The 25,458-nt window shown below is 61.4% G+C and carries 21 protein-coding genes; 10 read left to right on the forward strand and 11 right to left on the reverse strand.

Features of this window, described 5'->3' with window-relative positions:
- The first annotated feature begins 89 nt into the window (after positions 1-89).
- The 4 genes from AC1RAC_RS26485 to AC1RAC_RS26500 all read left to right on the forward strand — a co-directional run bounded on the left by AC1RAC_RS26485 (position 90) and on the right by AC1RAC_RS26500 (position 3,481).
- The gene (locus tag AC1RAC_RS26485) at positions 90-1,064 is read left to right on the forward strand and encodes a 2-hydroxyacid dehydrogenase (RefSeq protein ID WP_054898821.1); all 975 of its coding nucleotides are present in this window, start codon (positions 90-92) and stop codon (positions 1,062-1,064) included.
- Positions 1,065-1,240: 176 nt separating this feature from the next.
- Complete coding sequence (locus AC1RAC_RS26490) at positions 1,241-2,143, forward strand: chemotaxis protein CheV (protein ID WP_014716988.1); 903 nt, start codon at positions 1,241-1,243, stop codon at positions 2,141-2,143.
- Between the two features lie 3 nt (positions 2,144-2,146).
- A complete protein-coding gene (locus tag AC1RAC_RS26495) occupies positions 2,147-2,629 on the forward strand; it encodes a GNAT family N-acetyltransferase (protein WP_034126353.1) in 483 nt (160 codons plus the stop codon).
- 108 nt (positions 2,630-2,737) lie between these two features.
- Complete coding sequence (locus AC1RAC_RS26500; RefSeq protein WP_054898819.1) at positions 2,738-3,481, forward strand: YkgJ family cysteine cluster protein; 744 nt, start codon at positions 2,738-2,740, stop codon at positions 3,479-3,481.
- A 263-nt stretch (positions 3,482-3,744) separates the two neighbouring features.
- Here AC1RAC_RS26500 and AC1RAC_RS26505 read toward each other — a convergent pair whose 3' ends face one another.
- Both AC1RAC_RS26505 and AC1RAC_RS26510 read right to left on the reverse strand, forming a co-directional pair.
- Positions 3,745-4,527: a transporter substrate-binding domain-containing protein gene (locus AC1RAC_RS26505; RefSeq protein ID WP_034126351.1), complete on the reverse strand. Its 783-nt coding sequence runs from the start codon at positions 4,525-4,527 to the stop codon at positions 3,745-3,747.
- Positions 4,528-4,689: 162 nt separating this feature from the next.
- The gene (locus AC1RAC_RS26510; RefSeq protein ID WP_034126350.1) at positions 4,690-4,923 is read right to left on the reverse strand and encodes a hypothetical protein; all 234 of its coding nucleotides are present in this window, start codon (positions 4,921-4,923) and stop codon (positions 4,690-4,692) included.
- Positions 4,924-5,137: 214 nt separating this feature from the next.
- Between AC1RAC_RS26510 and AC1RAC_RS26515 the strand changes: the two genes are divergently transcribed.
- The 6 genes from AC1RAC_RS26515 to AC1RAC_RS26540 all read left to right on the forward strand — a co-directional run bounded on the left by AC1RAC_RS26515 (position 5,138) and on the right by AC1RAC_RS26540 (position 14,812).
- The gene (locus AC1RAC_RS26515; protein WP_492617123.1) at positions 5,138-6,304 is read left to right on the forward strand and encodes an efflux RND transporter periplasmic adaptor subunit; all 1,167 of its coding nucleotides are present in this window, start codon (positions 5,138-5,140) and stop codon (positions 6,302-6,304) included.
- On the forward strand, positions 6,301-9,396 hold the full coding sequence (locus AC1RAC_RS26520) for a multidrug efflux RND transporter permease subunit (RefSeq protein ID WP_492617124.1): 3,096 nt from the start codon (positions 6,301-6,303) through the stop codon (positions 9,394-9,396). The genes AC1RAC_RS26515 and AC1RAC_RS26520 overlap by 4 nt, the downstream gene beginning before the upstream one ends.
- Positions 9,397-9,403: 7 nt before the next feature.
- Complete coding sequence (locus AC1RAC_RS26525; protein WP_003188690.1) at positions 9,404-10,096, forward strand: heavy metal response regulator transcription factor; 693 nt, start codon at positions 9,404-9,406, stop codon at positions 10,094-10,096.
- Positions 10,086-11,450: a heavy metal sensor histidine kinase gene (locus AC1RAC_RS26530; protein ID WP_054898816.1), complete on the forward strand. Its 1,365-nt coding sequence runs from the start codon at positions 10,086-10,088 to the stop codon at positions 11,448-11,450. The genes AC1RAC_RS26525 and AC1RAC_RS26530 overlap by 11 nt, the downstream gene beginning before the upstream one ends.
- Before the next feature lie 381 nt (positions 11,451-11,831).
- Positions 11,832-13,154 carry an OprD family porin gene (locus AC1RAC_RS26535; RefSeq protein ID WP_034126341.1) on the forward strand — a complete coding sequence of 441 codons (1,323 nt, stop codon included), beginning with the start codon at positions 11,832-11,834 and terminating at the stop codon, positions 13,152-13,154.
- A gap of 161 nt (positions 13,155-13,315) precedes the next feature.
- Positions 13,316-14,812, forward strand: coding sequence for a GGDEF domain-containing protein (locus tag AC1RAC_RS26540; RefSeq protein ID WP_054898815.1), 1,497 nt, complete (start codon positions 13,316-13,318; stop codon positions 14,810-14,812).
- A 172-nt stretch (positions 14,813-14,984) separates the two neighbouring features.
- Here the strand turns inward: AC1RAC_RS26540 and lpxC are convergent, their stop codons facing one another.
- From lpxC to murD, 9 genes are all read right to left on the reverse strand, one after another.
- Complete coding sequence (gene lpxC / locus AC1RAC_RS26545) at positions 14,985-15,896, reverse strand: UDP-3-O-acyl-N-acetylglucosamine deacetylase (RefSeq protein ID WP_003171886.1); 912 nt, start codon at positions 15,894-15,896, stop codon at positions 14,985-14,987.
- Between the two features lie 112 nt (positions 15,897-16,008).
- The gene (gene ftsZ, locus AC1RAC_RS26550) at positions 16,009-17,205 is read right to left on the reverse strand and encodes a cell division protein FtsZ (RefSeq protein WP_003188685.1); all 1,197 of its coding nucleotides are present in this window, start codon (positions 17,203-17,205) and stop codon (positions 16,009-16,011) included.
- Positions 17,206-17,280: 75 nt separating this feature from the next.
- The gene (gene ftsA, locus AC1RAC_RS26555; protein WP_003188682.1) at positions 17,281-18,543 is read right to left on the reverse strand and encodes a cell division protein FtsA; all 1,263 of its coding nucleotides are present in this window, start codon (positions 18,541-18,543) and stop codon (positions 17,281-17,283) included.
- 15 nt (positions 18,544-18,558) lie between these two features.
- Positions 18,559-19,428 carry a cell division protein FtsQ/DivIB gene (locus tag AC1RAC_RS26560; protein WP_019816943.1) on the reverse strand — a complete coding sequence of 290 codons (870 nt, stop codon included), beginning with the start codon at positions 19,426-19,428 and terminating at the stop codon, positions 18,559-18,561.
- Between the two features lie 4 nt (positions 19,429-19,432).
- Positions 19,433-20,389, reverse strand: a complete 957-nt coding sequence (locus AC1RAC_RS26565; RefSeq protein WP_072447110.1) for a D-alanine--D-alanine ligase — start codon at positions 20,387-20,389, stop codon at positions 19,433-19,435.
- Positions 20,386-21,834 carry a UDP-N-acetylmuramate--L-alanine ligase gene (gene murC, locus AC1RAC_RS26570; RefSeq protein WP_003188677.1) on the reverse strand — a complete coding sequence of 483 codons (1,449 nt, stop codon included), beginning with the start codon at positions 21,832-21,834 and terminating at the stop codon, positions 20,386-20,388. The genes AC1RAC_RS26565 and murC overlap by 4 nt, the downstream gene beginning before the upstream one ends.
- Positions 21,827-22,897, reverse strand: a complete 1,071-nt coding sequence (gene murG / locus AC1RAC_RS26575) for an undecaprenyldiphospho-muramoylpentapeptide beta-N-acetylglucosaminyltransferase (RefSeq protein WP_003188675.1) — start codon at positions 22,895-22,897, stop codon at positions 21,827-21,829. Before murG ends, murC begins: the two co-directional genes overlap by 8 nt.
- The gene (ftsW, locus tag AC1RAC_RS26580; RefSeq protein WP_003188673.1) at positions 22,887-24,110 is read right to left on the reverse strand and encodes a putative lipid II flippase FtsW; all 1,224 of its coding nucleotides are present in this window, start codon (positions 24,108-24,110) and stop codon (positions 22,887-22,889) included. Before ftsW ends, murG begins: the two co-directional genes overlap by 11 nt.
- The gene (gene murD, locus AC1RAC_RS26585) at positions 24,107-25,453 is read right to left on the reverse strand and encodes a UDP-N-acetylmuramoyl-L-alanine--D-glutamate ligase (RefSeq protein WP_034126339.1); all 1,347 of its coding nucleotides are present in this window, start codon (positions 25,451-25,453) and stop codon (positions 24,107-24,109) included. The genes ftsW and murD overlap by 4 nt, the downstream gene beginning before the upstream one ends.
- Between the last annotated feature and the right edge of the window lie 5 nt (positions 25,454-25,458).

Consider the following 25,458-nt stretch of genomic DNA (forward strand, 5'->3'; position numbering starts at 1 on the left):
GCGATGACGGTGGATCAGCCAACACAATAGTGGCTGACACACCGTCATCGCAGGCAAGCCAGCTCCCACATGTTGAGTGGAGTTCTGCCATGAAAAAGACTGTCCTGGCCTTCAGCCGTATCACCCCGCCGATGATCGAACGCCTGCAACAGGATTTCGAGGTGATCGCGCCCAACCCCAAGCTGGGTGACATCAATGCACAGTTCAACGAAGCCCTGCCCCACGTCCATGGTTTGATCGGTGTGGGTCGCAAGCTGGGCCGCGAGCAGCTTGAAAGCGCGAGCAAGCTGGAAGTGGTGTCCAGTGTGTCGGTGGGCTACGACAACTACGACGTGCCGTACTTCAATGAGCGCGGGATCCTGCTCACCAACACCCCCGATGTGCTCACCGAGAGCACTGCCGACCTGGCCTTTGCGTTGCTGATGAGCAGCGCCCGCCGCGTGGCCGAATTGGATGCCTGGACCAAGGCCGGCCAATGGAAAGCCAGCGTGGGCGCGCCTTTGTTTGGTTGCGATGTGCACGGCAAGACCCTGGGCATCGTCGGTATGGGCAATATCGGCGCGGCCGTGGCCCGGCGTGGGCGCCTGGGCTTCAATATGCCAATCCTTTACAGCGGCAATAGCCGCAAGACCGCGCTGGAGCAGGAACTGGGCGCGCAGTTTCGCAGCCTGGAGCAGTTGCTGGCCGAGGCGGATTTCGTCTGCCTGGTGGTGCCGTTGAGCGACAAGACCCATCACCTGATCAGCACCCGGGAGCTGGGGTTGATGAAGTCCAGCGCGATCCTGATCAATATCTCCCGTGGGCCAGTGGTGGATGAGCCTGCGCTGGTCGAAGCCCTGCAAACCCAGCGCATTCGTGGTGCCGGGCTGGATGTGTACGAAAAGGAACCGCTGGCTGAATCGCCGTTGTTCCAGCTGAGCAATGCGGTGACCCTGCCGCATATTGGTTCGGCCACCGGTGAAACCCGCGAAGCCATGGCCAACCGCGCCGTGGACAACCTGCGCAGCGCCCTGCTGGGCCAACGCCCGCAGGATCTGGTGAACCCACAGGCCTGGAAGGGCTGACACCCCACCCCACTGTAGGAGCGAGCTTGCTCGCGAAAAACGTCAACGATAACGCGCAAAATCTGTTTTAACGCGGCGCTTTGAAGTTCTTCGCGAGCAAGCTCGCTCCTACAGTTTTCGAGGACAAGGTCGATAACGGTGTATAGATCGTCATCCCTGATCCACAGAAGGTTTTTATGTCCACCACCAAAGCCCGCGCAGACTCACTCTCGCTTCTGCTCTTTACCTTGCGCAGCGGCAAGCTGATGGCCATCAACCTGTTGAAAGTCAGCGAGATCATCCCCTGCCCGCCGTTGACCAAGCTGCCGGAGTCCCACCCGCACGTCAAAGGCATCGCCACCTTGCGCGGCGCTTCGTTGTCGGTGATCGACTTGAGCCGCGCCCTGGGTGAAATGCCCTTGCAAGACCCGGATGGCGGCTGCCTGATCGTCACCGATGTCAGCCGTTCCAAACAGGGCCTGCACGTGCAGGCGGTGAGCAAGATCGTGCATTGCCTGACCACCGATATCCGCCCGCCTCCCTACGGCTCCGGCGGCAATCGGGCGTTTATCACCGGGGTTACCCAAGTGGAAGGTGGCCTGGTGCAGGTGCTGGATATCGAGAAAGTCATCCATGGCATCGCCCCGGCACCGATTGAAGCGGCGCCGACCGACCTGACCATGGAAGAAGCCGAAGTGCTGGGTAACGCCCGCATCCTGGTGGTGGACGACAGCCAGGTGGCTTTGCAGCAATCGGTACACACCCTGCGCAACCTCGGCCTGACCTGCCACACCGCCCGCAGCGCCAAGGAAGCCATCGACGTGTTGCTGGAGCTGCAAGGCACGGTTGAACAGATCAACGTGGTGGTGTCGGACATCGAGATGTCTGAGATGGACGGCTACGCCCTCACCCGCACCCTGCGCGAAACCCCGGATTTCAAGGACCTCTACGTGCTGTTGCACACCTCCCTGGACAGCGCGATGAACAGCGAAAAAGCACGCCTGGCCGGTGCCGACTCAGTACTCACCAAATTCTCATCCCCAGAATTGACCAAATGCCTGGTCGTCGCCGCACAAACCGTGGCGCAAAAGGGCCTGTAAGCCTTGGGCGAGTATTACCAGCTGCTGCGTCGCGACCTCACCGGCAGCCTGCCCGCCCCGCAGTGGCCAGCGGATACCCGGCTGGATCATTATCGCGATGAACTGGCCCCGGCGATCCATGCCGTGCTGCGCATGACCCAGGACCAGGGCGGCGGCCGTGTCGGCCACCTGGAGGAGTGGCGCCAGCAGTTCGTCACCGATGCCGAGTACGACCCGACGCTGTGTCTGGTGGCCAGTAACCACGACGGTGTCCTCGCAGTGGCCCAATGCTGGACCAGCGCCTTTATCAAGAACCTGGCCGTACACCCCTGCGCCCAAGGCCAAGGGCTGGGCCGCGCCTTGCTGCTGCACAGCTTCCAGGTATTCAAGCAGCGCGGTGAACCCTATGTGGACCTCAAGGTGCTGGAGAGCAACCTGCGCGCCCGGCAACTGTATGAAAGTGCGGGCATGCGATTTGTGCTGCGCGACATCGTATCCAAGGGCTGATCCTCACTGGCGCATAACTTGCTTCCAGAGCCCCTGAGCGGTAGATAGAGGTAAAAACCCGTCACCCCTCAAGCGTGCCCTCTGACCTTGCCTGGTGACAGATCCGCCATGAACACACACTTTTCCTGCGTCGGTTGCGGTAAATGCTGCAGCGACCATCATGTGCCCCTGACCCTCGAAGAAGCCCGCAGCTGGGCGGCGGACGGCGGTAACGTCATCGTTCTGGTGGAAGGCTTTCTGGGTAACGGCCTGGGCCTGCCCCTGCAACAACGGGAACATGCCGAGCGCCGTTCAGTGATCGTGCCCAGCGGCAATACCGAGGCGTTTGTGGCAATTACCTTTGCCGCCTACAACGCCGGACGCTGCCGGAATCTTGACGAAGACAACCGCTGCCGCATCTACGAACGGCGCCCGCTGGTGTGCCGCATCTACCCGATGGAGATCAACCCGCATATCCCACTGAACCCAAGCGCCAAGGACTGCCCGCCGGAATCCTGGGAGCAAGGCCCTGCGCTGATCGTCGGTGGTGAGTTGATGGATGCGCAACTGGCCGAACTGATTCGCCGTTCACGCCAGGCCGACCGTGATGACGTGCAGACCAAGGAAGCGGTGTGCGCGTTGCTTGGCATTCGCACGACCGCACTCAAGGGCGACGGGTTTACCGCGTACTTGCCGGACATGCAGGCGTTTGCCCAGGCCATTGAACAGGCGGTTGAACAGCCGGCAATGGCCAATGAATGGGTGTTTCATGTGTCGGGGATGGACATCGCTGAACAGGTGCTGGATGCCGGGGCGCGCATTGCCACCGAGGTGCCGGCCAATTATGCGTTTATCTCGTTGAGGGCGGCTTAGGCTACTACGGCCTTATTTTGGCGTAGGTATCTACTCAACTTCAGCGCGACGCTGGACCCTGTGGCGAGGGAGCTTGCTCCCGCGACGGCCTACCATTCGACGACAATTTCCCTGACGCCCCTCGATCCAACTGTGGGGTGTCAGCTAGATAGTCGCAGGCTGTCAGGCCGTCATCGCAGGCAAGCCAGCTCCCACATTTGGAGCTCGGAGTGTCAGGTAGATAGGCGCCTCTCGGGAACAGAGTTGCACTCACACAATAGCGCTCATGGATGGGCAGGCAACACATCGAGGCGATAGGGCTGGAGGATGCGTTGGTATTCGCCATTGTGCATCAGTTGCTCAAACGCGTGATTAAGCTCATTACGCAACGCGGTATCGGTTTTTCGCACCGCAATCGCCACGCTATTACCCAGCAGGCCAGATGACACAGGCGGCCCCATGAAATTGAAGTCCAAGCCCTGGGGCGTGTCTAGCAGGGCCTCTCGGATCTCCACGGCGCCTTGAAGGGTCGCATCAATATCGCCCGAAACCAGGCTCTGCACCAGTTGGTCGTTGAGCCAGAAACTCCTGATGATTACCCCTGCCGGCGCCCACTGCGACAGGGCAAAGGCTTCCCGATTACTGCGCACCAGCACCCCGACACGCTTGCCCCTGAGCGACCGTCGATTAGGGCGCAGGCCCGAGGTTTTACGCGCCACCAGCCGAGTGGTGATCGGGTAGAGATCACGGGTGAAACTCACCCGTCGCCGTCGACTGCAGGTGGGCGCCATGCCCATGATCGCGTCGAACTGCCTGGCCTCAAGGGCGGGGAAATTTTCCATGACGATCTGGTCAACCCAGGTACAGCGCACATTGAGCTGCTCGCACAGGGCATTGCCCAGTTCGATGTTCAGCCCCACCAATTGCCCTTGGGAATTGCGGCTTTGAAAAGGCGGAAAATGTGCAGCGACGGCGAAACGGATTTCACGCCGCGGTTGAACGTCGGCGGCAACGACACTTGTCGAGAGCAAGAGGGCAAGCACCGCACAAAGGTGTATCAGGGCCACGGGAATGTCCTTTTCCGGAAAGCTGACTCACCACGCCCCGATGAGCGTCATCGGGACGAAGCAAACGCTGTGCAAGCTTTCAAGAATCGGTCGCGGACCTACAAGCAGAAATGTCCACGGGCGATGTAGGCAACTGCCTATAACGCACGCAACGCTTTAATCTTAGCGTTTACCCATGGAGCGGCGAGTGCCCGGAGGCGCCATGCCTGGCGTCTTGGTATGGCCGTTCTTGGCGCCGCCTTTGTACCAGGGCTGACTGGCATTCTTGGCGCCAGCCAGCTCACCCGGTTTGAAGGGGAACTTGAACGCCGGGATCTCGGCTTTTTCAACGCCGTCGGCGGTGGCCGAATCGACGAGGTCAGCCGCGTCGACAGGGGGTTGGGTTGGGGAAGTCATAGGGGCTCCGGCGCAGCGATAGGCGTAAAAGCGCCAGTATACGGGGGCAAAGCGGCAAGCGGTAAGCTTCAAGCCACAAGTAAAAAGCGCTAGCTGTCGCGGCTGTCAGTTTGGCGTCACCGTGCTGACCGCATTAACGGGCTATAAAGCAGCTACCCAACCTTCAACTGGCAGCTTGCAGCTTAAAACGTGCAACTGCGCCCCGGCGCCTCCCATGCAGATAAAACGAAACTCGGCCCTGATGGTGGGCATCCTCTTGGTATTGGCGGTGGCCGCCTGGGCAGTAACACGGCCTGCCAAGCCCCGCCTGGCAGCGCCCACGGCGATCCCGGTACGGGTAGTGAGCGTCGCGCAACAGGACGTTCCCAGGTTTGTCAGCGGCATAGGCTCAGTGCTGTCGTTGCACAGCGTGGTGATTCGCCCGCAAATCGACGGCATCCTCACACAGCTGCTGGTCAAGGAAGGCCAGTCGGTGAAAGCTGGCGATCTGTTGGCTACCATCGACGACCGCTCGATCCGCGCCAGCCTCGACCAGGCCAAGGCGCAATTGGGCGAAAGCCAGGCACAGTTGCAAGTGGCGTTGGTCAATCTCAAGCGTTACAAGGCGCTAAGCATCGACGACGGTGTGTCGAAACAGACCTATGACCAGCAACAGGCACTGGTCAACCAGCTCAAGGCCACGGTGCAGGGCAATCAGGCGGCCATTGATGCGGCTCAAGTACAACTTTCCTATACCCAGATTCGCTCCCCGGTCAGTGGCCGCGTGGGCATCCGCAACGTGGACGAAGGCAACTTCCTGCGCATGAGCGACACCCAGGGGCTGTTTACCGTCACCCAACTCGACCCGATTGCCGTTGAGTTCTCGCTGCCACAGCAGATGCTGCCAACCTTGCAGGGCCTGATCGCCGCCCCCACCCGGGCCACCGTCGACGCCTACCTGGGCGCCGACACCGATGGCCAGACCGGCGACCTGCTCGGCGAAGGCCACCTGAGCCTGATCGACAACCAAATCAGCTCCACCACCGGCACCCTGCGGGCCAAGGCCGAGTTCAGCAACCCGGCGCATAAGCTATGGCCGGGACAACTGGTGACCATCAAAATCCAGACGGCCCTCGACAAGAACGCCCTGGTGGTACCGCCGACCGTGGTGCAGCGTGGGCTGGACTCACATTTCGTGTACCGCGTAAACGCTGACAAAGTCGAGGTGGTACCGGTGCGAGTCGCCTACCAGAACAGCGACATCAATATCATCAAAGGCGTGCAGGCCGGCGATGTGCTGGTCAGCGATGGGCAATCTCGGCTCAAGGCCGGTGCGCAGGTGGAGGTGCTCAAGGAGCCGCCGCAAGTGATCCACACCGCCGACGCCCAGGTGCAGCCATGAGCGCCAGCCGGTCGCCCTCGGCCTGGTGCGTTGATCACCCGGTCGCCACCCTGCTGTTGACCTTCGCCTTGGTGCTGTTGGGGATTATTGCCTTCCCGAACCTGGCCGTCGCGCCACTGCCGGAAGCGGAATTCCCGACCATCCAGGTTACCGCGCAACTTCCTGGCGCCAGCCCGGACACTATGGCCTCATCGGTGGCCACGCCTCTTGAGGTGCAGTTCAGTGCCATCCCCGGCATGACCCAGATGACCTCCAGCAGCGCCTTGGGCTCCAGCCTCTTGACCCTGCAGTTCACCCTGGAAAAAAGCATCGACACCGCCGCCCAGGAAGTCCAGGCCGCGATCAACACCGCGTCCGGCAAGCTGCCCAGCGACATGCCGAGCTTGCCTACCTGGAGGAAGGTCAACCCGGCAGACAGCCCGGTGCTGATCCTCAGCGTCAGTTCCAGCAGCATGCCCAGCACCGAGCTGAGCGACTACGTGGAAACCCTGCTGGCGCGCCAGATCAGCCAGATCGACGGCGTCGGCCAGATCAACATCACCGGCCAGCAACGCCCGTCGATTCGCGTGCAGGCCTCCCCTGACAAGCTCGCGGCCATTGGCCTGACGCTCGCCGATATACGCCTGGCCATCCAGCAGTCGAGCCTCAACCTGGCCAAGGGCGCGATCTATGGCGAAAACAGCGTGTCCACCCTGTCGACCAACGACCAGCTGTTTCACCCGCAGGAATACGGCCAACTGATCGTTTCCTACAAGAACGGTGCGCCAGTTCAACTGCGCGATATCGCCAAGGTCATCAATGGTTCGGAAAACGCCTACGTACAAGCCTGGTCCGGCGATACGCCGGGGGTGAACCTGGTGATTTCGCGCCAGCCCGGCGCCAACATCGTCGACACCGTCGACCGCATTCAAGCCGAGCTGCCGCGCCTGCAAGGCATGTTGCCGGCCTCGGTGCAGGTCAGCGTGTTGACCGATCGCACCAAGACTATCCGCGCCTCACTGCATGAAGTGGAAATGACCCTGCTGATCGCCATCCTGCTGGTGGTGGCGGTGATGGCGTTGTTCCTGCGTCAACTGTCGGCGACGCTGATTGTGTCTGCGGTGCTGGGTGTCTCGCTGGTGGCCAGTTTCGCCCTGATGTATGTGATGGGGTTCAGCCTGAACAACCTGACCCTGGTGGCCATCGTGATCGCCGTGGGCTTTGTGGTGGACGATGCGATTGTGGTGGTGGAGAACATCCATCGGCACCTGGAGGCTGGCCTGGGCAAGCGCGAAGCAGCGATCAAGGGCTCGGGTGAAATTGGCTTTACCGTGGTGTCCATCAGCTTCTCGCTGGTGGCGGCGTTTATTCCGCTGCTGTTCATGGGCGGAGTGGTCGGGCGGTTGTTCAAGGAATTTGCGTTGACGGCCACCGCGACCATTCTGATTTCAGTGGTGGTTTCGCTGACATTGGCACCGACGCTGGCCGCCTTGTTCATGCGTGCCCCTACCCACCCTGCCCACGCCAAACCCAGCTTCAGCGAACGCCTGCTGGCCGGCTATGCGCGCAACCTGCGCCGTGCCCTCGCGCACCAACGCAGCATGGCCGCGATCTTCGTGGTAACCCTGGCCCTGGCGGTGGTCGGCTATGTGTTCATTCCCAAGGGATTCTTCCCGGTGCAGGACACCGGTTTCGTGCTCGGCACCAGCGAAGCGGCGGCCGATGTGTCGTACAAGGACATGGTCGCCAAGCACAAGGCCCTGGCCGAGATCGTCAAGGCCGACCCGGCGGTGCAGGCGTTTTCCCATTCGGTGGGCGTTACCGGCAGCAACCAGACCATCGCCAACGGCCGCTTCTGGATCGCCTTGAAAGACCGCAGTGAGCGCGATGTGTCCGCCAGCCAGTTCATCGACCGCATCCGCCCGCAGTTGGCGAAGGTGCCGGGCATCGTGCTGTACCTGCGCGCCGGCCAGGACATCAACCTGAGCTCCGGCCCCAGCCGCGCCCAGTACCAATACGTGCTCAAGAGCAACGATGGCCCGACGCTGAACACCTGGACCCAGCGCCTCACCGAAAAACTGCGCGCCAACCCGGCGTTTCGCGACCTGTCCAACGACCTGCAACTGGGCGGCAGCATCACCCATATCAGCATCGACCGTCAGGCCGCCGCGCGCTTCGGGCTGACCGCCACCGATGTCGACCAGGCTTTGTACGATGCCTTCGGCCAGCGCCAGATCAACGAGTTCCAGACCGAGATCAACCAGTACCAAGTGATACTTGAACTGGACAGCCAACAGCGCGGCAAGGCCGAAAGCCTCGACTATTTTTACCTGCGCTCGCCACTGACCAATGAAATGGTGCCGCTGTCGGCCTTGGCCAAAGTCGACCCGCCCACAGTCGGGCCGTTGTCCATCAGCCATGACGGCATGTTCCCCGCCGCCAACCTGTCATTCAACCTCGCGCCCGGCGTGGCCCTGGGCGACGCAGTGATCATGCTCGACCAGGCCAAGAACGAAATCGGGATGCCGAGCACAATCATCGGCAACTTCCAGGGTGCGGCCCAGGCGTTCCAGAGCTCGCTGGCCAGCCAACCCTGGCTGATCCTCGCGGCGCTGGTGGCGGTCTACATTATCCTGGGTGTGCTGTATGAGAGTTTTGTGCACCCGCTGACGATCATTTCCACCCTGCCCTCGGCGGGCCTCGGTGCGCTGATCATGCTGTGGCTGCTGGGCCAGGACTTTTCGATCATGGCCTTGATCGGCCTGGTGCTGCTGATCGGCATCGTGAAGAAAAACGGTATCTTGATGATCGACTTCGCCCTGGAGGCGCAGCGGGTACGCGGGCTGTCACCCGAAGATGCGATTTATGAAGCCTGCGTCACGCGGTTCCGGCCGATCATCATGACCACCCTTGCTGCGTTGCTCGGCGCGGTGCCGTTGATGCTCGGCGCAGGCCCTGGGGCGGAACTGCGCCAGCCGCTGGGCATCGCGGTGGTCGGTGGCTTGCTGGTGAGCCAGGCGCTGACGCTGTTCACCACGCCGGTCATATACTTGTACCTTGAACGTTTTTTCCACAGGCCCAAACCAGCGCTGACGCTGGCGACCACACACTGAGGCGGTCATGCGCGTCCTGATTATTGAAGATGAAGAAAAAACCGCGGACTACCTGCACCGCGGCCTGACCGAGCAAGGCTACACCGTCGATGTGGCCCGGGAAGGTATCGAGGGCCTGCACCTGGCGCTGGAAAACGATTACGCCGTGATCGTGCTCGACGTGATGCTGCCCGGCCTGGATGGCTTCGGTGTGTTGCGTGCCTTACGCGCCCGCAAGCAGACGCCGGTGATCATGCTCACCGCTCGCGAGCGCGTTGAAGACCGCATCCGCGGCCTGCGCGAAGGCGCCGACGATTATCTGGGCAAGCCGTTTTCGTTCCTGGAACTGGTGGCCCGCCTGCAAGCCCTGACCCGCCGCAGCGGCGGCCATGAACCGGTGCAGGTCACCGTCGCAGACCTGTGGATCGACCTGATCAGTCGCAAGGCCAGCCGTAACGGCCTGCGCCTGGACCTGACCGCCAAGGAGTTCTCGCTGCTCAGCGTATTGGCGCGGCGCCAGGGCGAGATCCTGTCCAAGACTGCGATTGCCGAGATGGTCTGGGACATCAATTTCGACAGCGATGCCAACGTGGTGGAAGTGGCGATCAAGCGCCTGCGCGCCAAGCTCGACGGGCCGTTCGAACACAAGCTGCTGCACACCATTCGTGGCATGGGCTATGTGCTGGAGAACCGCATGCAGGAAAACCACAGTGGTCGCTAATTCCATCGCCCTGCGCCTGAGTGGCATGTTCACCCTGGTGGCGCTGCTGATCTTTCTGTTGATCGGCGGCGCGCTGTACCAGCAGGTCGACCGTGGCCTGGGGTTGTTGCCAGGTGCCGAGCTGGATGCGCGCTACAGCGTGCTGGAGTCGTCGATCAATCGCTTCGGCACGCCGGAGCATTGGGCCAAGATCAGGTCCAAGCTCAAGCTGTTGGGGGAAGAAGACAAGCGCATCCGTTTCTGGGTGGTCAGCAGCGACCCGAGCTACGAATACGGTGAGCCGGATGCGCAGATTCGTGCCTTTGCCGAGGGCGCCACGGGTAAGCGCGACCTGCGCCTGCCGGGTCACGATTATCCCTTCAAGGTGCTGGTCAGCCAGTTTGCAGCCAAGGACCAGCGCCCGGCGCTGCGCTTCATGATTGCCATCGACACGGAGAACTTCCGCGCCACCCAGCATCACTTGCTGGTGGCATTGGTCAGCCTGGCGCTGGTCGGTGTGGTACTGGCGGCACTGTTGGGGTTCTGGGTCGCGCGTATCGGCCTCAAGCCCCTGGGCAAACTCTCGGATGAGGCGCAAAAGCTTGCACCGCCGAAACTCTCCGGGCGCCTGCACCTGTCGCCGCTGCCGCCGGAATTGAGCCAGTTCGTCAATTCGTTCAACGCCACCCTCGACCGTGTCGAGCAGGCGTATTCGCGCCTGGAATCGTTCAACGCCGACGTCGCCCATGAACTGCGTTCGCCGCTCACCAACCTGATCGGCCAGACCCAGGTGGCCCTCACTCGCGGTCGGTCGGCGGAGCAGTATTTCGAGGTGCTGCAATCGAACCTGGAAGAACTGGAACGGCTGCGCTCGATCATCAATGACATGCTGTTCCTCGCCAGCGCCGACCAGGGCAGCAAGGCCACCAAGCTGATCGAAAGCGCCCTGGCCGATGAAGTGGCCACCACCCTCGACTACCTGGACTTCATCCTCGAAGACGCCCAGGTCGAAGTGCGCGTGCACGGCGATGCCGTGGTGCAGATCGAAAAGGCCCACCTGCGTCGCGCACTGATCAACCTGCTGAGCAATGCCGTGCAACACACGGCGCCGGGGCACGTCATCGACGTGCACATTGAAGTGCAGGCACACCAGGTGACGATTGGCGTGACCAACCCCGGCGAGGTCATTGCCAGCGAACACTTGCCACGCCTGTTCGAACGCTTCTATCGGGTGGATGCATCGCGCAGCAACAGCGGGGCCAATCATGGGCTGGGGCTGGCCATCGTCAAGGCGATTGCGTTGATGCATGGGGGGGATGTGTTTGTGCGTAGTGAAGGCGGTGGCAATACGTTTGGTATCACCCTGCCGATCTAAACAACTCGGTCAAAATGTGGGAGCTGGCTTGCCTGCGATAGCATCACCACGGTAGGCCTGGCATACCGAGGTGTCTGCATCGCAGGCAAGCCAGCTCCCACAGAAGATCCCATGGCCCTCACTGTTGCGGTTTGGGCAATAGTTATTATCTTGTTACACTCTGTATCGCACCGCTCGCCTGCGTTACTTTGACGCATCGATGAGCGCGACGGCAAAGGCAGCTGACCACTCACCCGAATTTCCCTCGACTTATTTCCAGGGCTCTACACTGGGAATCTGTCTTAAAGCCGCTGACTTCAGCGGCTTTTTTTTGCCGTGAAAAAAGGCCGGGCACACCCCCACGACACTGGCCGTTCATGATTGACCAAAGGAGCTCCACCGGTGAAGAACTCGCTGACGTTCACCCCGTTATTCCTCGCAATCGCAGCAACGATCATCCCCCTTGCCCACGCGGCAGACGCCCCGCCCGTCGAAGGTTTCGTCGAGGGTTCACACCTCACGATCAACACCCGCAACTACTACATGAACCGCGACCGGCGCGATATTCATACCGATGACAGCAAGGAATGGGGCCAGGGCTTTATCGGCACCTTCGAATCCGGCTACACCCAGGGCACCGTCGGCTTCGGCCTGGACGTCAATGCCATGCTCGGCCTCAAGCTCGACGGCGGTGGTGGTACGGATGGTTCCAGCATCCTTCCGTATGGCAGCGGCAACGGCAAAGCGCCGGGTTCGTTCTCGACGGCTGGCGGCACCTTGAAGCTGCGCGCCTTCGACACCGAACTGAAAGCCGGCGACCTGTTCCTCAACAACCCGGTGATCGCCGGCGGCATGACGCGCATGTTGCCGCAGACTTTCCGTGGCGTGAGCCTGACCAACCACAGCTTTGACGGCTGGATGATCGAAGGTGGCCAGGCCAGTTTTACCAAGCTCTACAACCAGAGCGGCCATCGGCGCATCGGCACCAGCTACGGCACACTGCCCGCCAACACCGACAGCCAGCATCTGGACTGGGCTGGCGTGTCGTTCAGCGGGATCGAGGGGCTGACCAGCAACCTGTACGCCTCCGAACTCAAGGACGTCTGGCACCAGTATTACTACGACGTGGAATACACCTATGCCCTGAACAACCTGGTCAGCCTGACGCCCGGCCTGCACTACTACCATACCCAGGACACCGGCCAATCGCTGCTGGGGGATATCGACAACAACACCTACAGCCTGCATTTCACCGTGGGCGTGGGCAACCACAGCGTCACGGCGACTTATCAGCGGGTCAATGGCAACACGCCGTTCGACTACATCACCCAGGGCGACAGCGTGTACCTGGACAACTCCCAGCAGTACTCGGATTTCAACGGGCCCAACGAGCGCTCCTGGAAGCTCAAGTACGCCTACGACTTCGCCGGCCTCGGCGTGCCCGGCCTGACGTCCGCCGTGTCCTACATCAGCGGCAAGACCGACCTGACCAAGGTCGACCCCAACAGTCGTGGCTACAGCAACTGGTACAGCGCCGATGGCAAGGACGCCAAGCACTGGGAGCGCGATATCGACCTGAAATATGTGGTGCAGGGCGGCAAGGCCAAGGACTTGGCCGTGCGCCTGCAATGGGCGACCAATCGCGGCAGCAATGGCTACTCTGCAGTGGACCGCGATGTGGATGAATACCGTGTGATCGTGGATTACCCGATCAACGTGTTCTGAGTACAGGTGGGAGCGAGCTTGCTCGCGAAAAACGTTAACGATAACGCGTGCTTCCTGAATAAACGCGGCGTCTGTGAGTTTTCGCGAGCAAGCTCGCTCCTACAGCCATATTTAAGAGTTGCTACTACGCTAAGGGCATTCTCAACGCAGAAGTGTGCCCGATGAGTTCAAGCCTTACCCGCCCCAACCGCCGCCCGGAGCGCCTGCTGATCCTGGGCAGTACGCTCACGGTGTTGCTGATCGTGGGGGTCGTCACTGCGCTGCTGATTCGTGAACATGCCAATACCCTGCAGACGGCCAAGCGCACCGCCAATACCATCACTCAATTGATCGACGCGGACGTGCTGCGCAATGTCGAACTTTACGACATGGCCCTCAAAGGCTTGATCAGCGCCACCGAGCGCACCGACCTGCAAGACGTTTCAGAGAGCATCAGGCACTTGGTGCTGTTTGATCGTTCCGCAGCGGCGCCCTACAAGGGCGATATCCTGCTGTTGGACCCGGCCGGCGAGGTGATTGCCGATTCGTCCCTGCTCACGCCAAAGCTGGGTAACTTTGCCGATCGGGACTATTTTCAGGCGCACCGCACCAACCCCGACCTGGGCTTGTATATCAGCCGCCCGTTCATGGCGCGCTGCCAGTGTGCCGACCCCTGGCGCATCGCGTTCAGCCGTCGCGTTTCGTCACCGGATGGGCGTTTCCTGGGAGTGGCGGTCGCGTCCATGCGCCTGTCGTACTTTCATCAGTTGTTCAGCAGCTTGAACATCGGCAGCAACAGCACCATCAACCTGCTCAACCACCAAGGCATCCTGCTGGCGCAAGAGCCTCTGCTGGAAGCAGATATCGTCGACAAGGACCTGAGCCAGCGCCCGAATGTGGCGCGCATGCTGCGCGAACGGGACGGCAGCTTCCAAAGTATCTCCAGTGTCGATCGCCAGGCACGGCTCTACAGTTTTTCGAATGTGGGCAACTTGCCGCTGATCGTGGCGGTGGCCTTGTCCAGCGATGAAATGTTCGCACCCTGGCGGCGTGCGGCGTGGCTGGTCAGCATCGCGACCGGAGTGTTGTGCGTGGGCCTGTTGTGGCTGACTTGGGCACTGTGCATGGAGTTGCGCCGCCGCCATCGGGCTGAACAGGTGCTGTCAGAACTGGCAGCCACCGACGCCCTTACCGGCCTGGCCAACCGTCGCACGCTGGACGAACGCTTGCGGCTGGAATGGGACCGGGCACAACGCTCCACCGAGTCGTTGAGCGTACTGATGATCGATGTGGACCACTTCAAGGCCTTCAACGACCGCCATGGTCACCAGGGCGGCGATGAGGCGTTGCGTGCAGTCGCGCATGTGATCGCCAGCCATATCCGCCGCCCTGCCGACCTGGCGGCGCGTTATGGCGGTGAAGAGTTCGCGGTGGTGCTGCCCAATACCGACGCCAAGGGCGCGTGGGTGATCGCCGAGCATATCCGCAAGGGGGTCCAGCACTTGCCGAGAGTGGCCGGGGATGAGCAACCGATCACTGTGAGCATCGGACTGAGTACCTGGCAGAAGCACAGCCGTATCTCCCTTGAAGACCTGCTGCTCAAGGCTGACCAGGCGTTGTATCAGGCCAAGCACAGCGGCCGTAACCGGATAGTGGATGTTTCAAAAACCTCAAACTGATGAGGTCAGGTGTGGGAGCTGGCTGCCTGCGATGGCGGTGGGTCAGCTACCTATAAGCTAACTGGCAGGCCGCTATCGCAGGCAAGCCAGCTCCCACATTTGGATCTTCGTCGGGCATAAAAAAAGGCCACCCGAAGGTAGCCTTTCAAAACTAAAGAAAGAGAGTTGTTACTTACACCGCCGCAACGGGACGCATGTAAGAGATCGGTGCGGTGCTGGCATCTTCGAAGGTCACGACTTCCCAAGCGTCTGTCTGCTCAATCAACTTGCGCAGCAGCTGGTTGTTAAGGGCGTGGCCCGACTTGAAGCCTTTGAACTCGCCTATCAGGCTATTGCCCAGCAGGTAGAGGTCACCGATTGCATCGAGGATCTTGTGCTTCACGAATTCGTCTTCATAGCGAAGGCCGTCTTCGTTCAGTACACCATCCGCGTCGACCACAATGGCGTTTTCCACGCTGCCGCCGAGTGCGAGGTTGTGCTTGCGCAGGTACTCGATGTCACTCATGAAACCAAAGGTGCGGGCGCGGCTGACTTCTTTTACGAACGAAGTGCTGGAAAAATCCACGCTTGCACTTTGGGTGCGGTCACGGAATACCGGGTGATCGAAATCGATCTCAAAGCTCACTTTAAAGCCTTCGAACGGGACGAAGGTGGCGCGCTTGTCGCCGTCTTCTACTGTCACTTCCCGCAGAATGCGAATGAACTTCTTGGCTGCGTCCTGTTCTTCCAGGCCGGCAGATTGAATCAAGAATACGAAGGGGCCAGCGCTGCCATCCATGATCGGGACTTCGGACGCGGAGAGCTCGACGTAGGCGTTATCGATGCCCAGGCCAGCCATGGCCGAGAGCAAGTGCTCCACCGTGTCCACTTTGACGTCACCGTTGACCAATGTGGTCGACATAGTGGTTTCGCCAACGTTTTCCGCGCGAGCAGGAATCTGCACCACAGGGTCCAGGTCGGCACGCACAAACACGATGCCGGTGTCGACAGGTGCAGGCTTGAGGGTCAGGTATACCTTCTCCCCGGAGTGCAGACCTACACCTGTGGCACGAATAATATTCTTCAGGGTGCGTTGTTTAATCATGGCTTGGACCGCTTCAGCGCAAATTGCGAACTGGTATCAACAAAGGCTGGCGATAATAGCAGACCAGACCTTTGCTGAACACCAATCACCTTCATAGCCCTGATACATTCCATTAATCGGCCTGACGACGCAGGAATGCCGGGATGTCCAGATAGTCCAGGTCATCTTGCGGATTCGGGCTACGGGACGCCGCAGCACCGGCCTGAGCCTGGTTGCGCATCACGGTCGGACGGTCCAGGTCACGGTAGTTGACCGACGGCAGTTCCTGGCGAGCAGGGGCTGGAGCGGCAGCTGCCTGGCTGGCCTGGCTGGTGTGCAGGGTGTTGTCGATGACCTTCACAGGCTTCTCGATTTTTGCACCCAGGCCGGTAGCAACCACGGTTACATGCAGCTCATCGCGCATGTCCGGATCAATAACGGTACCGACTTTGACCATGGCGTGCTCGGACGCGAAGGCTTCGATGATGCTACCCACGTCGGAGTACTCACCCAGGGACAGGTCAGGACCGGCGGTGATGTTCACCAGGATGCCGCGTGCACCTTGCAGGTTCACGTCTTCGAGCAACGGATTGCGGATGGCCGCTTCGGTGGCTTCGCGTGCACGGTTCGGACCGCTGGCGCAGCCAGTGCCCATCATCGCCATGCCCATTTCGCTCATGACAGTACGTACGTCGGCAAAGTCGACGTTGATCATGCCTGGGCGCTTGATGATGTCGGAGATACCGCGAACGGCACCGGCCAGTACATCGTCAGCCTTGGCGAAGGCGGACAGCAGGCTGGCATCCTTGCCCAGGATGGTCAGCAATTTCTCGTTGGGGATGGTGATCAACGAGTCGACGCTTTCAGACAGCAGACGGATACCTTCGTCGGCGATCTGCATGCGCTTGCGGCCTTCGAACGGGAACGGACGCGTCACGACAGCAACGGTCAGAATCCCCATTTCCTTGGCCACTTCGGCAATGATCGGGGCCGCACCGGTACCGGTACCGCCGCCCATGCCAGTGGTGATGAACACCATGTTGGTGCCTTGCAGCACTTCGGCAATACGCTCGCGGTCTTCCAGGGCGGCTTGACGGCCGACTTCCGGATTGGCGCCAGCGCCAAGGCCTTTGGTCACCGCGGTGCCCAATTGCAGGATGGTCCGCGCGCCGATGCTTTTGAGCGCCTGGGCATCAGTGTTGGCGCAGATGAACTCAACGCCTTCAATGTTGCTCTTGACCATGTGGTTGACAGCGTTGCCGCCGCCACCGCCGACACCGATTACTTTGATAACCGGGCTAGCGGGGATGTTGTCTACGAGTTCGAACATGTTCCCTCTCCTTTCATTTTCTCTAGTTTTTTCGCCTACTGCTTATTGCGGGTGCTGCGGTGTCGCGGTAAATCTTTAGAAATTGCCTTTTACCCAAGCCTGCAGCCGCTCGAACAATGGCGCTTTCGCCTCGTCGTCGCTGCGGTAGCTGTCACGGATGCTCGGGCCCGACAGGGAAATGCCGTCGGTCTGCTTTTGCAGCCCGTACAACAGCAAGCCCACACCGGTGGAATAAATCGGGTTACGCACCACGTCGCCCAGGCCCTTCACGCCATGGGGCACGCCCAGGCGCACCGGCATGTGGAAGATTTCCTCGGCCAACTCGACCGCGCCTTCCATCTTCGAGGTGCCACCGGTCAGCACGATGCCGGCCGGGATCAAATCTTCGTAGCCGCTGCGGCGCAGTTCAGCCTGGATCAGGGTGAACAGTTCGTCGTAGCGTGGCTCGACCACTTCGGCCAGGGCCTGGCGCGACAGCTCGCGAGGTGGACGATCACCCACGCTTGGCACCTTGATGGTCTCGCCGGCACCGGCCAGCTTGGCCAGGGCGCAGGCGTAGCGGATCTTGATTTCTTCGGCGTACTGGGTCGGTGTGCGCAGCGCCATGGCGATGTCGTTGGTGACCTGGTCGCCGGCAATCGGGATCACGGCGGTGTGACGGATCGCACCCTCGGTGAAGATCGCGATGTCGGTGGTGCCGCCGCCAATGTCCACCAGGCACACGCCCAGTTCTTTTTCGTCGTCGGTCAGGACCGAGTAGGCCGAGGCCAACTGCTCGAGAATGATGTCGTCGATTTCCAGGCCGCAGCGGCGCACGCATTTTTCAATGTTCTGTGCGGCGTTGACGGCGCAGGTCACCACGTGGACCTTGGCTTCCAGGCGAACGCCCGACATGCCCAGGGGCTCGCGCACGCCTTCCTGGTTGTCGATCACGTAGTCCTGCGGCAGGGTGTGCAGCACGCGCTGGTCCGCCGGGATCGCCACGGCCTGGGCAGCGTCGAGGACGCGCTCAAGGTCGGCCGAGCTGACTTCACGGTCGCGGATCGCCACGATGCCGTGGGAGTTCAGGCTGCGGATGTGGTTGCCAGCCACGCCGACGAACGCCGAGTGAATCCGGCAACCGGCCATCAGCTGCGCTTCTTCGATGGCGCGCTGGATCGATTGCACGGTGGACTCGATGTTCACCACCACGCCCTTCTTCAGGCCCCGGGACGGATGCGTGCCAATACCGACGATTTCGATCGCGCCGTCTTCCCCGACCTCGCCCACCAGCGCCACCACCTTGGAGGTGCCGATATCGAGACCGACGATCATTTTGCCGCTTTGCACGTTTGCCATGGGTCCTGCCTCTTCTTAATTCTTCGCGACAGCGGGTTGTGCTGCCGTGGGCGCAGCCGGTGTACGCCAGCCGACGGCCAGGCCGTTGGCGTAACGCAGGTCGACGCTCGCAATGTTCGTAATCTGTTCTTTCAAGGTTTTTTCATAGATGGCAATAAAGCGGCGCATCTTTTCCACCAAGCGGTCGCGTCCCAGCAACAACTCGATGCCCGGGCCGGAACTGCCTGCCCCGGTCGTCAAAAACCAGCTGCCCCGCTCACGCAATTCCAGGCGTGCAATGGAGAAGCCCAGTGGCCGCAGCATCTGGCTCAAGGCCTGGTACTGCTGCATCACTTGCTGCTGCGCCCGCTGCGGCCCGAACAGCTGCGGCAGGTGTTCATAGTTGGCCAGCTCACGCGGAGTGAACGCCTGGCCCTGGTTGTTCAACAGCGCTTCATCGCCCCAACGGGCCACGGGCAGTTGTTCTTCCAGGCGGATCGTGACCTGGTCCGGCCATACCCGGCGAACTTCGGCGTGGGCGATCCACGGCATCTGTTCCAGCTCCGAGCGCATGCCGGCCAGGTCGATGGTAAAGAAGCTCGCCGCCAGGTATGGGCCGATGCGCTGCTGTACCGCTTGCTGGCTGATGTAGCTCAAGTCGCCCTGCACGCTGATCTTGGTGATCGGCCGGTCGGCATACGGCAACAGACGCTGCGCGCCTTCGTACGTGCCAAAGCCCAGCACCACCAGCAGCACCGGCCAGAACAGCGCCTTGATAAAACCAAAGTTGGCTTTTGGCAGGCGCGCCGACATCGGCTCTTTAGCCACCATTCGGCTTGCACCCCGTGGCACCGGCTTGCGGCTCGGTGCTTGTGGGGGCTGATGACGAAGCGATGCGCCGTTCATGTGTTTAGCCTCTTGGCTCAATGCTGTCGGCCAGGATCGCCAGCACTAACTGCTGGAAATCCAGACCGGCGGCACGGGCTGCCATGGGAACCAGGCTGTGGTCGGTCATGCCCGGTGCGGTGTTGACTTCAAGGAACCAGAAATTCCCTTGGTCATCCTGCATCACGTCTGCCCGCGCCCAACCGGCGATACCCAGCGCCTCACAGGCTTTCGCCGTGAGGTCCATCAATTCCTGTTCCTTGGTTGCTTCGAGCCCACACGGGATCCGGTACTGAGTATCGGAAGCCAGGTACTTGGCGTCGTAGTCATAAAAGGTGTGGGGCGTGCCCAAAGCGATGGGCGGCAATACCTGGCCACGCAGGGTGGCGATGGTGTACTCGGGACCGGAAATCCACTGTTCCACCAACACTTGCGAATCGTAGGTACTTGCCGCTTTCCATGCGTCGATCAATTCGGCGGCCGAGTTCACTTTGGCCATGCCGATACTGGAGCCTTCATGGGCTGGTTTGACGATCAAAGGCAGGCCCAGTTCCTTGGCCGCAGAAATACAATCGTCTTCACTGCACAGTACGGCGTGACGTGGGGTCGGAATGCCCAGGCTGTGCCACACCTGCTTGGTGCGCAACTTGTCCATCGCCAAGGCCGACGCGAGGATGCCGCTGCCGGTGTAAGGGATGCCGGCGCATTCGAGCAGGCCCTGCATGCTGCCGTCTTCACCGCCGCGGCCGTGAAGAATGAGAAAGGCACGGTCGATCTTCTCGGCCTGCAGGCGGGCAAGGAAGTCATCGCCCACATCGATACCGAACGCGTTCACGCCAGCACTTTGCAGCGCCTCAAGCACCGCATTGCCGGACTTGAGCGACACTTCGCGCTCGGCGCTCTTGCCGCCGAACAACACGGCCACGCGACCGAAGTCGGCAGGCTCAAGGGTGGAAAACAGGGAGCCGTAATCAGTGGTCATTTCGACTTCCCCTTGGCGGCGGCTGCAAACAGCGGGCTCGCCAGCAATTTGGGCGCAAGGCCACCGATATCACCGGCCCCCTGGCACAGCAGGATGTCACCAGCACGCAACAGCGGCTTGACGATAGGCGCCAGGTCCACACCACGCTCGATGTAGATCGGGTCCAACTGGCCGCGCTGGCGGATGCTGTTGCACAGCTTGCGGCTGTCAGCGCCCGGGATCGGTTCTTCACCGGCCGGGTAGACTTCCATCAGCAGCAGCACGTTGGCATCGGCCAGTACATTGACGAAATCGTCGTACAGGTCGCGGGTGCGGCTGTAGCGGTGCGGCTGGTACACCATCACCAGCCGGCGCTCCGGCCAACCACCGCGCACGGCCTTGATAACGGCCGCAACTTCGGTCGGGTGGTGCCCGTAGTCGTCCACCAGCATCACGTCACCGCCTTCGACCGGCAGTTGGCCGTAGACCTGGAAGCGACGGCCCACACCGGCAAAGCGCGACAGGCCCTCGACGATGGCTTCATCGCTGACGCCTTCATCGGTGGCAATGCAGATGGTCGCCAAAGAGTTCAGCACGTTGTGATTGCCCGGCATGTTCACCGACACGTCCAGAGGCTCGCGATCGGGGCGCAGCACGGTGAAGAAGGTTTGCATGCCTTCCTGGCGCACATTGATTGCGCGCACGTCGGCGTCTTCGCTGAAGCCGTAGGTCACGGTAGGGCGTTTGACCTGGGGCAGGATTTCACGCACCACCGGGTCGTCCAGGCACACCACCGCCAACCCGTAGAACGGCAGGTTGTGCAGGAAGTCGACGAAGGTTTTCTTCAACTTGTTGAAGTCGCCGTCGTAGGTCGCCATGTGGTCTTCGTCGATGTTGGTGACGACGGCAACCAGCGGTTGCAGGTGCAGGAAGCTCGCGTCACTTTCATCGGCTTCGGCGATCAGGTAGCGACTGGTGCCCAGCTGGGCATTGGTGCCAGCTGCATTCAAGCGGCCACCGATGACGAAGGTCGGGTCCAGGCCACCGGCGGCGAACACCGAGGCGATCAGGCTGGTGGTGGTGGTCTTGCCATGGGTACCGGCCACGGCGATGCCGTGGCGATAGCGCATCAGCTCGGCAAGCATCTCGGCACGCGGTACCACAGGGATACGGCGCTCAAGGGCGGTCGCCACTTCCGGGTTGGACGTGTTCACGGCGCTGGACACCACCAGCACGTCAGCCTCGGCGGCGTTCTCGGCACGGTGGCCGATGAAGATCTGTGCGCCAAAGGACTTCAGGCGCTCGGTGACCGGCGACTCTTTCAAGTCCGAGCCGGACACCTGGTAGCCCAGGTTCAGCAACACTTCGGCAATCCCGCACATGCCCACGCCACCGATACCGACGAAGTGAATACGACGGATGCGGCGCATCTCGGGTTGCGGCATGGCTTTCTGATTCTCAACCATGGGCCACCTCCAGGCAGATATCGACCACGGTGCGGGTTGCGTCAGGTTTGGCCAGGCGGCTTGCGGTGCTCGCCATGCTGTTGAGTCGTTCCGGTTGCATCAAAACCTCGGTCAGGCGTGCGGCCAAATCGGCGGCGCCAGTCGTTCTTTGCGGCAGCAGGAAGGCAGCGCCCTCCCCGGCCAAATATTCGGCGTTGCGGGTCTGGTGATCGTCGATGGCGTGGGGCAAAGGCACCAGCAAGGACGGCAGACCGGCGGCCGCCAGTTCACTGACGGTCAGCGCACCAGCGCGGCAGACCACCAGGTCGGCCCAGCCATAGGCTTGGGCCATGTCTTTGATGAAGGGCTGTACATTGGCCTCTACACCGGCCTCGCGATAACGCGCGGCGGTGACTTCATCGTGGTTCTTGCCGGCCTGGTGGAAGATCTCCGGGCGCACATCCTCAGGAAGTTGCGCAACGGCTTCAGGCAGCAATTTATTCAGTGGCTCGGCACCCAGGCTTCCGCCCAGGATCAGCAGGTGAGCCTTGCGCCCGGCCAGCGCGTCACGCGCAATGGCCATGAACAGTTCGGTACGCACCGGGTTACCGGTGGTGCGAAGCTTGTCGGAGGCGGCGAAGGTTTTCGGAAAGGCTTCACACACCCGCGCGGCCAATGGCACCAGCAGGCGGTTGGCGGTACCGGCGACGGCGTTCTGTTCATGGACGATCACCGGCACGCCCGCGAGTTTCGCCGCAACGCCACCAGGGCCGGTCACATAACCACCAAAGCCAAGCACACACACCGGCTTCAACTCGCGAATGATCTTGCGCGCCTGCATGACCGCCTTGAGCAACACGAACGGCGCCTTGAGCAATGACAACTTGCTCTTGCCGCGCAACCCGGTGACGTTGATCAAATGCAGCGGCAAACCGGCATTGGGCACCAATTCGTTTTCGATGCCACGGGGCGTACCCAGCCAGTGCACGGTATAGCCACGGTTCTGGAATTCACGGGCGCAGGCCAGGGCCGGGAACACATGCCCCCCGGTACCGCCCGCCATGATCAGCACGTTAGCGCCCATGAGTCGGCTCCTCGGCGAAGTCGCTCTCGCTGAACTCCATCTCTTCGCTGCCCAGGTGGGTGCGACTCTCCCACTCGATACGCAGCAACAACCCGAGACAGGCGCAGCAAATCACCAACGAGCTGCCGCCGTAACTGAGGAACGGCAAGGTCAGGCCCTTGGTCGGCAGCAGGCCGACGTTCACGCCGATGTTGATCAGGAACTGGCCGATCCACAGGAAGGCCAACCCATAGGCAACGTAGGCGGCGAAGAACTGCTTGGCCTTCTCGGCCCACAAGCCGATGTACATGGCGCGCACACAGACGAATACAAACAGTGCCACGGTGCACAGCGAACCCACCACACCCAACTCTTCGGCCAATACCGAGAACACGAAGTCGGTGTGGGCTTCCGGCAGGTAGAACTGCTTCTGCACACTGTTGCCCAGGCCCACACCCAGCCACTCGCCTCGACCGAAGGCAATCAGCGCCTGGGTCAACTGGTAGCCGGAGCCGAACTGGTCGGACCAGGGGTCGGTAAAGGTGATCAAACGCGCCATCCGATAGGGTTGCGCCTGTACCAGAATGGTCACGGCCGCCACCGCCAGCACCACCATCAAGGTGAAGCGGAACAGCCCTACCCCACCCAGGAACAGCATCGCGGCGGCGGCGCCCATCATCACGACCGTGGCCCCGAAGTCGGGCTCCATCAGCAGCAGGCCAGCCATGGGCAGCAGCACGATGAACGGCTTGAAGAAGCCCATCCAGCTTTCGCGTACTTCTTTCTGACGGCGCACCAGGTAACCGGCGAGGTAGATCACCACGAACACCTTGGCGATTTCCGAAGGCTGCACGTTGAACGCGCCGAAGCCGATCCAGCGCATCGAACCGTTCACCTCGCGGCCAATGCCCGGGACGATCACCATGACCAGCAAGCCGAACGCACCGATCAGCATCAGCCAACCCAGACGCTGCCAGGTGGCAATCGGAATCATCATGGTGACGATGCAGGCGCCCAGGCCGATCACCAGGTACACCAGGTGGCGGATCATCATGTACAGCGTGTTGCCCGACTGCACGGCAGCCACTTCGGAGGACGCCGAAGTGATCATCACCAGGCCCAGGCCGAGCAGCGCCAGGCAACCGGCGAGCATAGGGAAATCAAGGTCAATGCCGCGCCCGGTAATGATCGGCGACGGGTATGGCTTGATGATGTTTCTCAGGTTGAGGCTCATGCCAAAGCCTCCACGGCGCGGGCGAACAGTTGGCCGCGCTCTTCATAGTTCTTGAACATGTCGAAGCTGGCGCACGCGGGCGACAGCAACACCGCATCGCCAGGCTGGGCCAGGGCTTTGCTCTGGGCAATGGCATCATCCAGGGAAGCTGCGCGTACTTGCGGTACAGCGTCACCGAGGGCGGCGGCGATCAGGTCCGAATCGCGGCCCATCAGCACCACGGCGCGGCAATGGGCGGCGACTGGCGCTTTGAGGTCCTTGAAGTCGGCGCCCTTGCCATCACCACCGGCGATCAGCACCAGCTTGCCGTCGATATCGGCACCCAGGCCTTCGATGGCCGCCAGGGCTGCACCGACGTTGGTGGCTTTGGAGTCGTTGTAATAGCTGACGTCATTGAGGTCGCGCACCCACTGGCAGCGATGCTCAAGCCCGGCAAACGTGCGCAGGCTCGCGAGCATGGCGTCGAATGGCAGGCCAACCGCGTGACCGAGTGCCAAGGCCGCCAGGGCATTGGACTGGTTGTGTGCGCCACGGATTTTCAGTTCGCGTACCGGCATCAGGTTCTGGAATTCGAACGCCAGGTACTTCTCGCCGTTCTCTTCACGAATGCCGAAGCCTTTGAAGTCCGGTTTGCCCAAACCGAAGGTCCAGCAGGGCATGCCCTCGCCCATCAGCGGACGGCTCAGGGCATCCTGGCGGTTGACGACAAATTGCCTGGCGCCCCGGAAGATTCGGTGCTTGGCCAGGTGATAAGCCGGCAGGCCGCTGTAGCGGTCCATATGGTCTTCGCTGACGTTCAATACCGTCGCCACTTCAGCGCCCAGGTCGTGGGTGGTTTCCAGCTGGAAGCTCGACAATTCCATCACATACAGCTCGACGTCGTCGCTGAGCAGGTCCAGAGCCGGCACGCCAAGATTGCCGCCGACGGCCACACGCTTGCCCGCCGCCGCTGCCATCTCGCCGACCAGAGTGGTAACGGTGCTTTTGGCGTTGGAACCGCTGATGGCCACGATCGGCGCCTTCGCGTTGCGTGCGAACAGGTCGATATCGCCAGACAGCTTCACGCCACGGGCCGCAGCTGCTTGCAGGGCCGGTGTCGCCAGGGCCAGGCCCGGGCTCACGTAGAGCTCGTCGGCACGACACAGAAACTCGACATCCAGCTCGCCACAACGCACTTCCACGTGCGGGTAGTCACGGCGCAGCGTGACCAGCTCCGGTGGATTTTCCCGCGTATCGGCCACGGCAAACGACGTGCCCCGGTTCGCCAGGAAGCGAACCAGGGACATGCCGCTCTTGCCGAGGCCGACAACGATGCGGAAGTGGTCTGAAGCGATCAAGGACACTCGTT

It is taken from the genome of Pseudomonas sp. GW823-FHT02F05 (assembly GCF_058797315.1).

Excerpts from the sequence above, each read along its gene's own strand:
- AC1RAC_RS26485 (WP_054898821.1), top strand. The coding sequence starts at position 90 with ATGAAAAAGACTGTCCTGGCCTTCAGCCGTATCACCCCGCCGATGATC.
- AC1RAC_RS26490 (WP_014716988.1), top strand. The coding sequence starts at position 1,241 with ATGTCCACCACCAAAGCCCGCGCAGACTCACTCTCGCTTCTGCTCTTT.
- AC1RAC_RS26500 (WP_054898819.1), top strand. The coding sequence starts at position 2,738 with ATGAACACACACTTTTCCTGCGTCGGTTGCGGTAAATGCTGCAGCGAC.
- AC1RAC_RS26510 (WP_034126350.1), bottom strand. The coding sequence starts at position 4,923 with ATGACTTCCCCAACCCAACCCCCTGTCGACGCGGCTGACCTCGTCGAT.
- AC1RAC_RS26515 (WP_492617123.1), top strand. The coding sequence starts at position 5,138 with ATGCAGATAAAACGAAACTCGGCCCTGATGGTGGGCATCCTCTTGGTA.
- AC1RAC_RS26520 (WP_492617124.1), top strand. The coding sequence starts at position 6,301 with ATGAGCGCCAGCCGGTCGCCCTCGGCCTGGTGCGTTGATCACCCGGTC.
- AC1RAC_RS26525 (WP_003188690.1), top strand. The coding sequence starts at position 9,404 with ATGCGCGTCCTGATTATTGAAGATGAAGAAAAAACCGCGGACTACCTG.
- AC1RAC_RS26540 (WP_054898815.1), top strand. The coding sequence starts at position 13,316 with ATGAGTTCAAGCCTTACCCGCCCCAACCGCCGCCCGGAGCGCCTGCTG.
- lpxC (WP_003171886.1), bottom strand. The coding sequence starts at position 15,896 with ATGATTAAACAACGCACCCTGAAGAATATTATTCGTGCCACAGGTGTA.
- ftsZ (WP_003188685.1), bottom strand. The coding sequence starts at position 17,205 with ATGTTCGAACTCGTAGACAACATCCCCGCTAGCCCGGTTATCAAAGTA.
- ftsA (WP_003188682.1), bottom strand. The coding sequence starts at position 18,543 with ATGGCAAACGTGCAAAGCGGCAAAATGATCGTCGGTCTCGATATCGGC.
- AC1RAC_RS26560 (WP_019816943.1), bottom strand. The coding sequence starts at position 19,428 with ATGAACGGCGCATCGCTTCGTCATCAGCCCCCACAAGCACCGAGCCGC.
- AC1RAC_RS26565 (WP_072447110.1), bottom strand. The coding sequence starts at position 20,389 with ATGACCACTGATTACGGCTCCCTGTTTTCCACCCTTGAGCCTGCCGAC.
- murC (WP_003188677.1), bottom strand. The coding sequence starts at position 21,834 with ATGGTTGAGAATCAGAAAGCCATGCCGCAACCCGAGATGCGCCGCATC.
- murG (WP_003188675.1), bottom strand. The coding sequence starts at position 22,897 with ATGGGCGCTAACGTGCTGATCATGGCGGGCGGTACCGGGGGGCATGTG.
- ftsW (WP_003188673.1), bottom strand. The coding sequence starts at position 24,110 with ATGAGCCTCAACCTGAGAAACATCATCAAGCCATACCCGTCGCCGATC.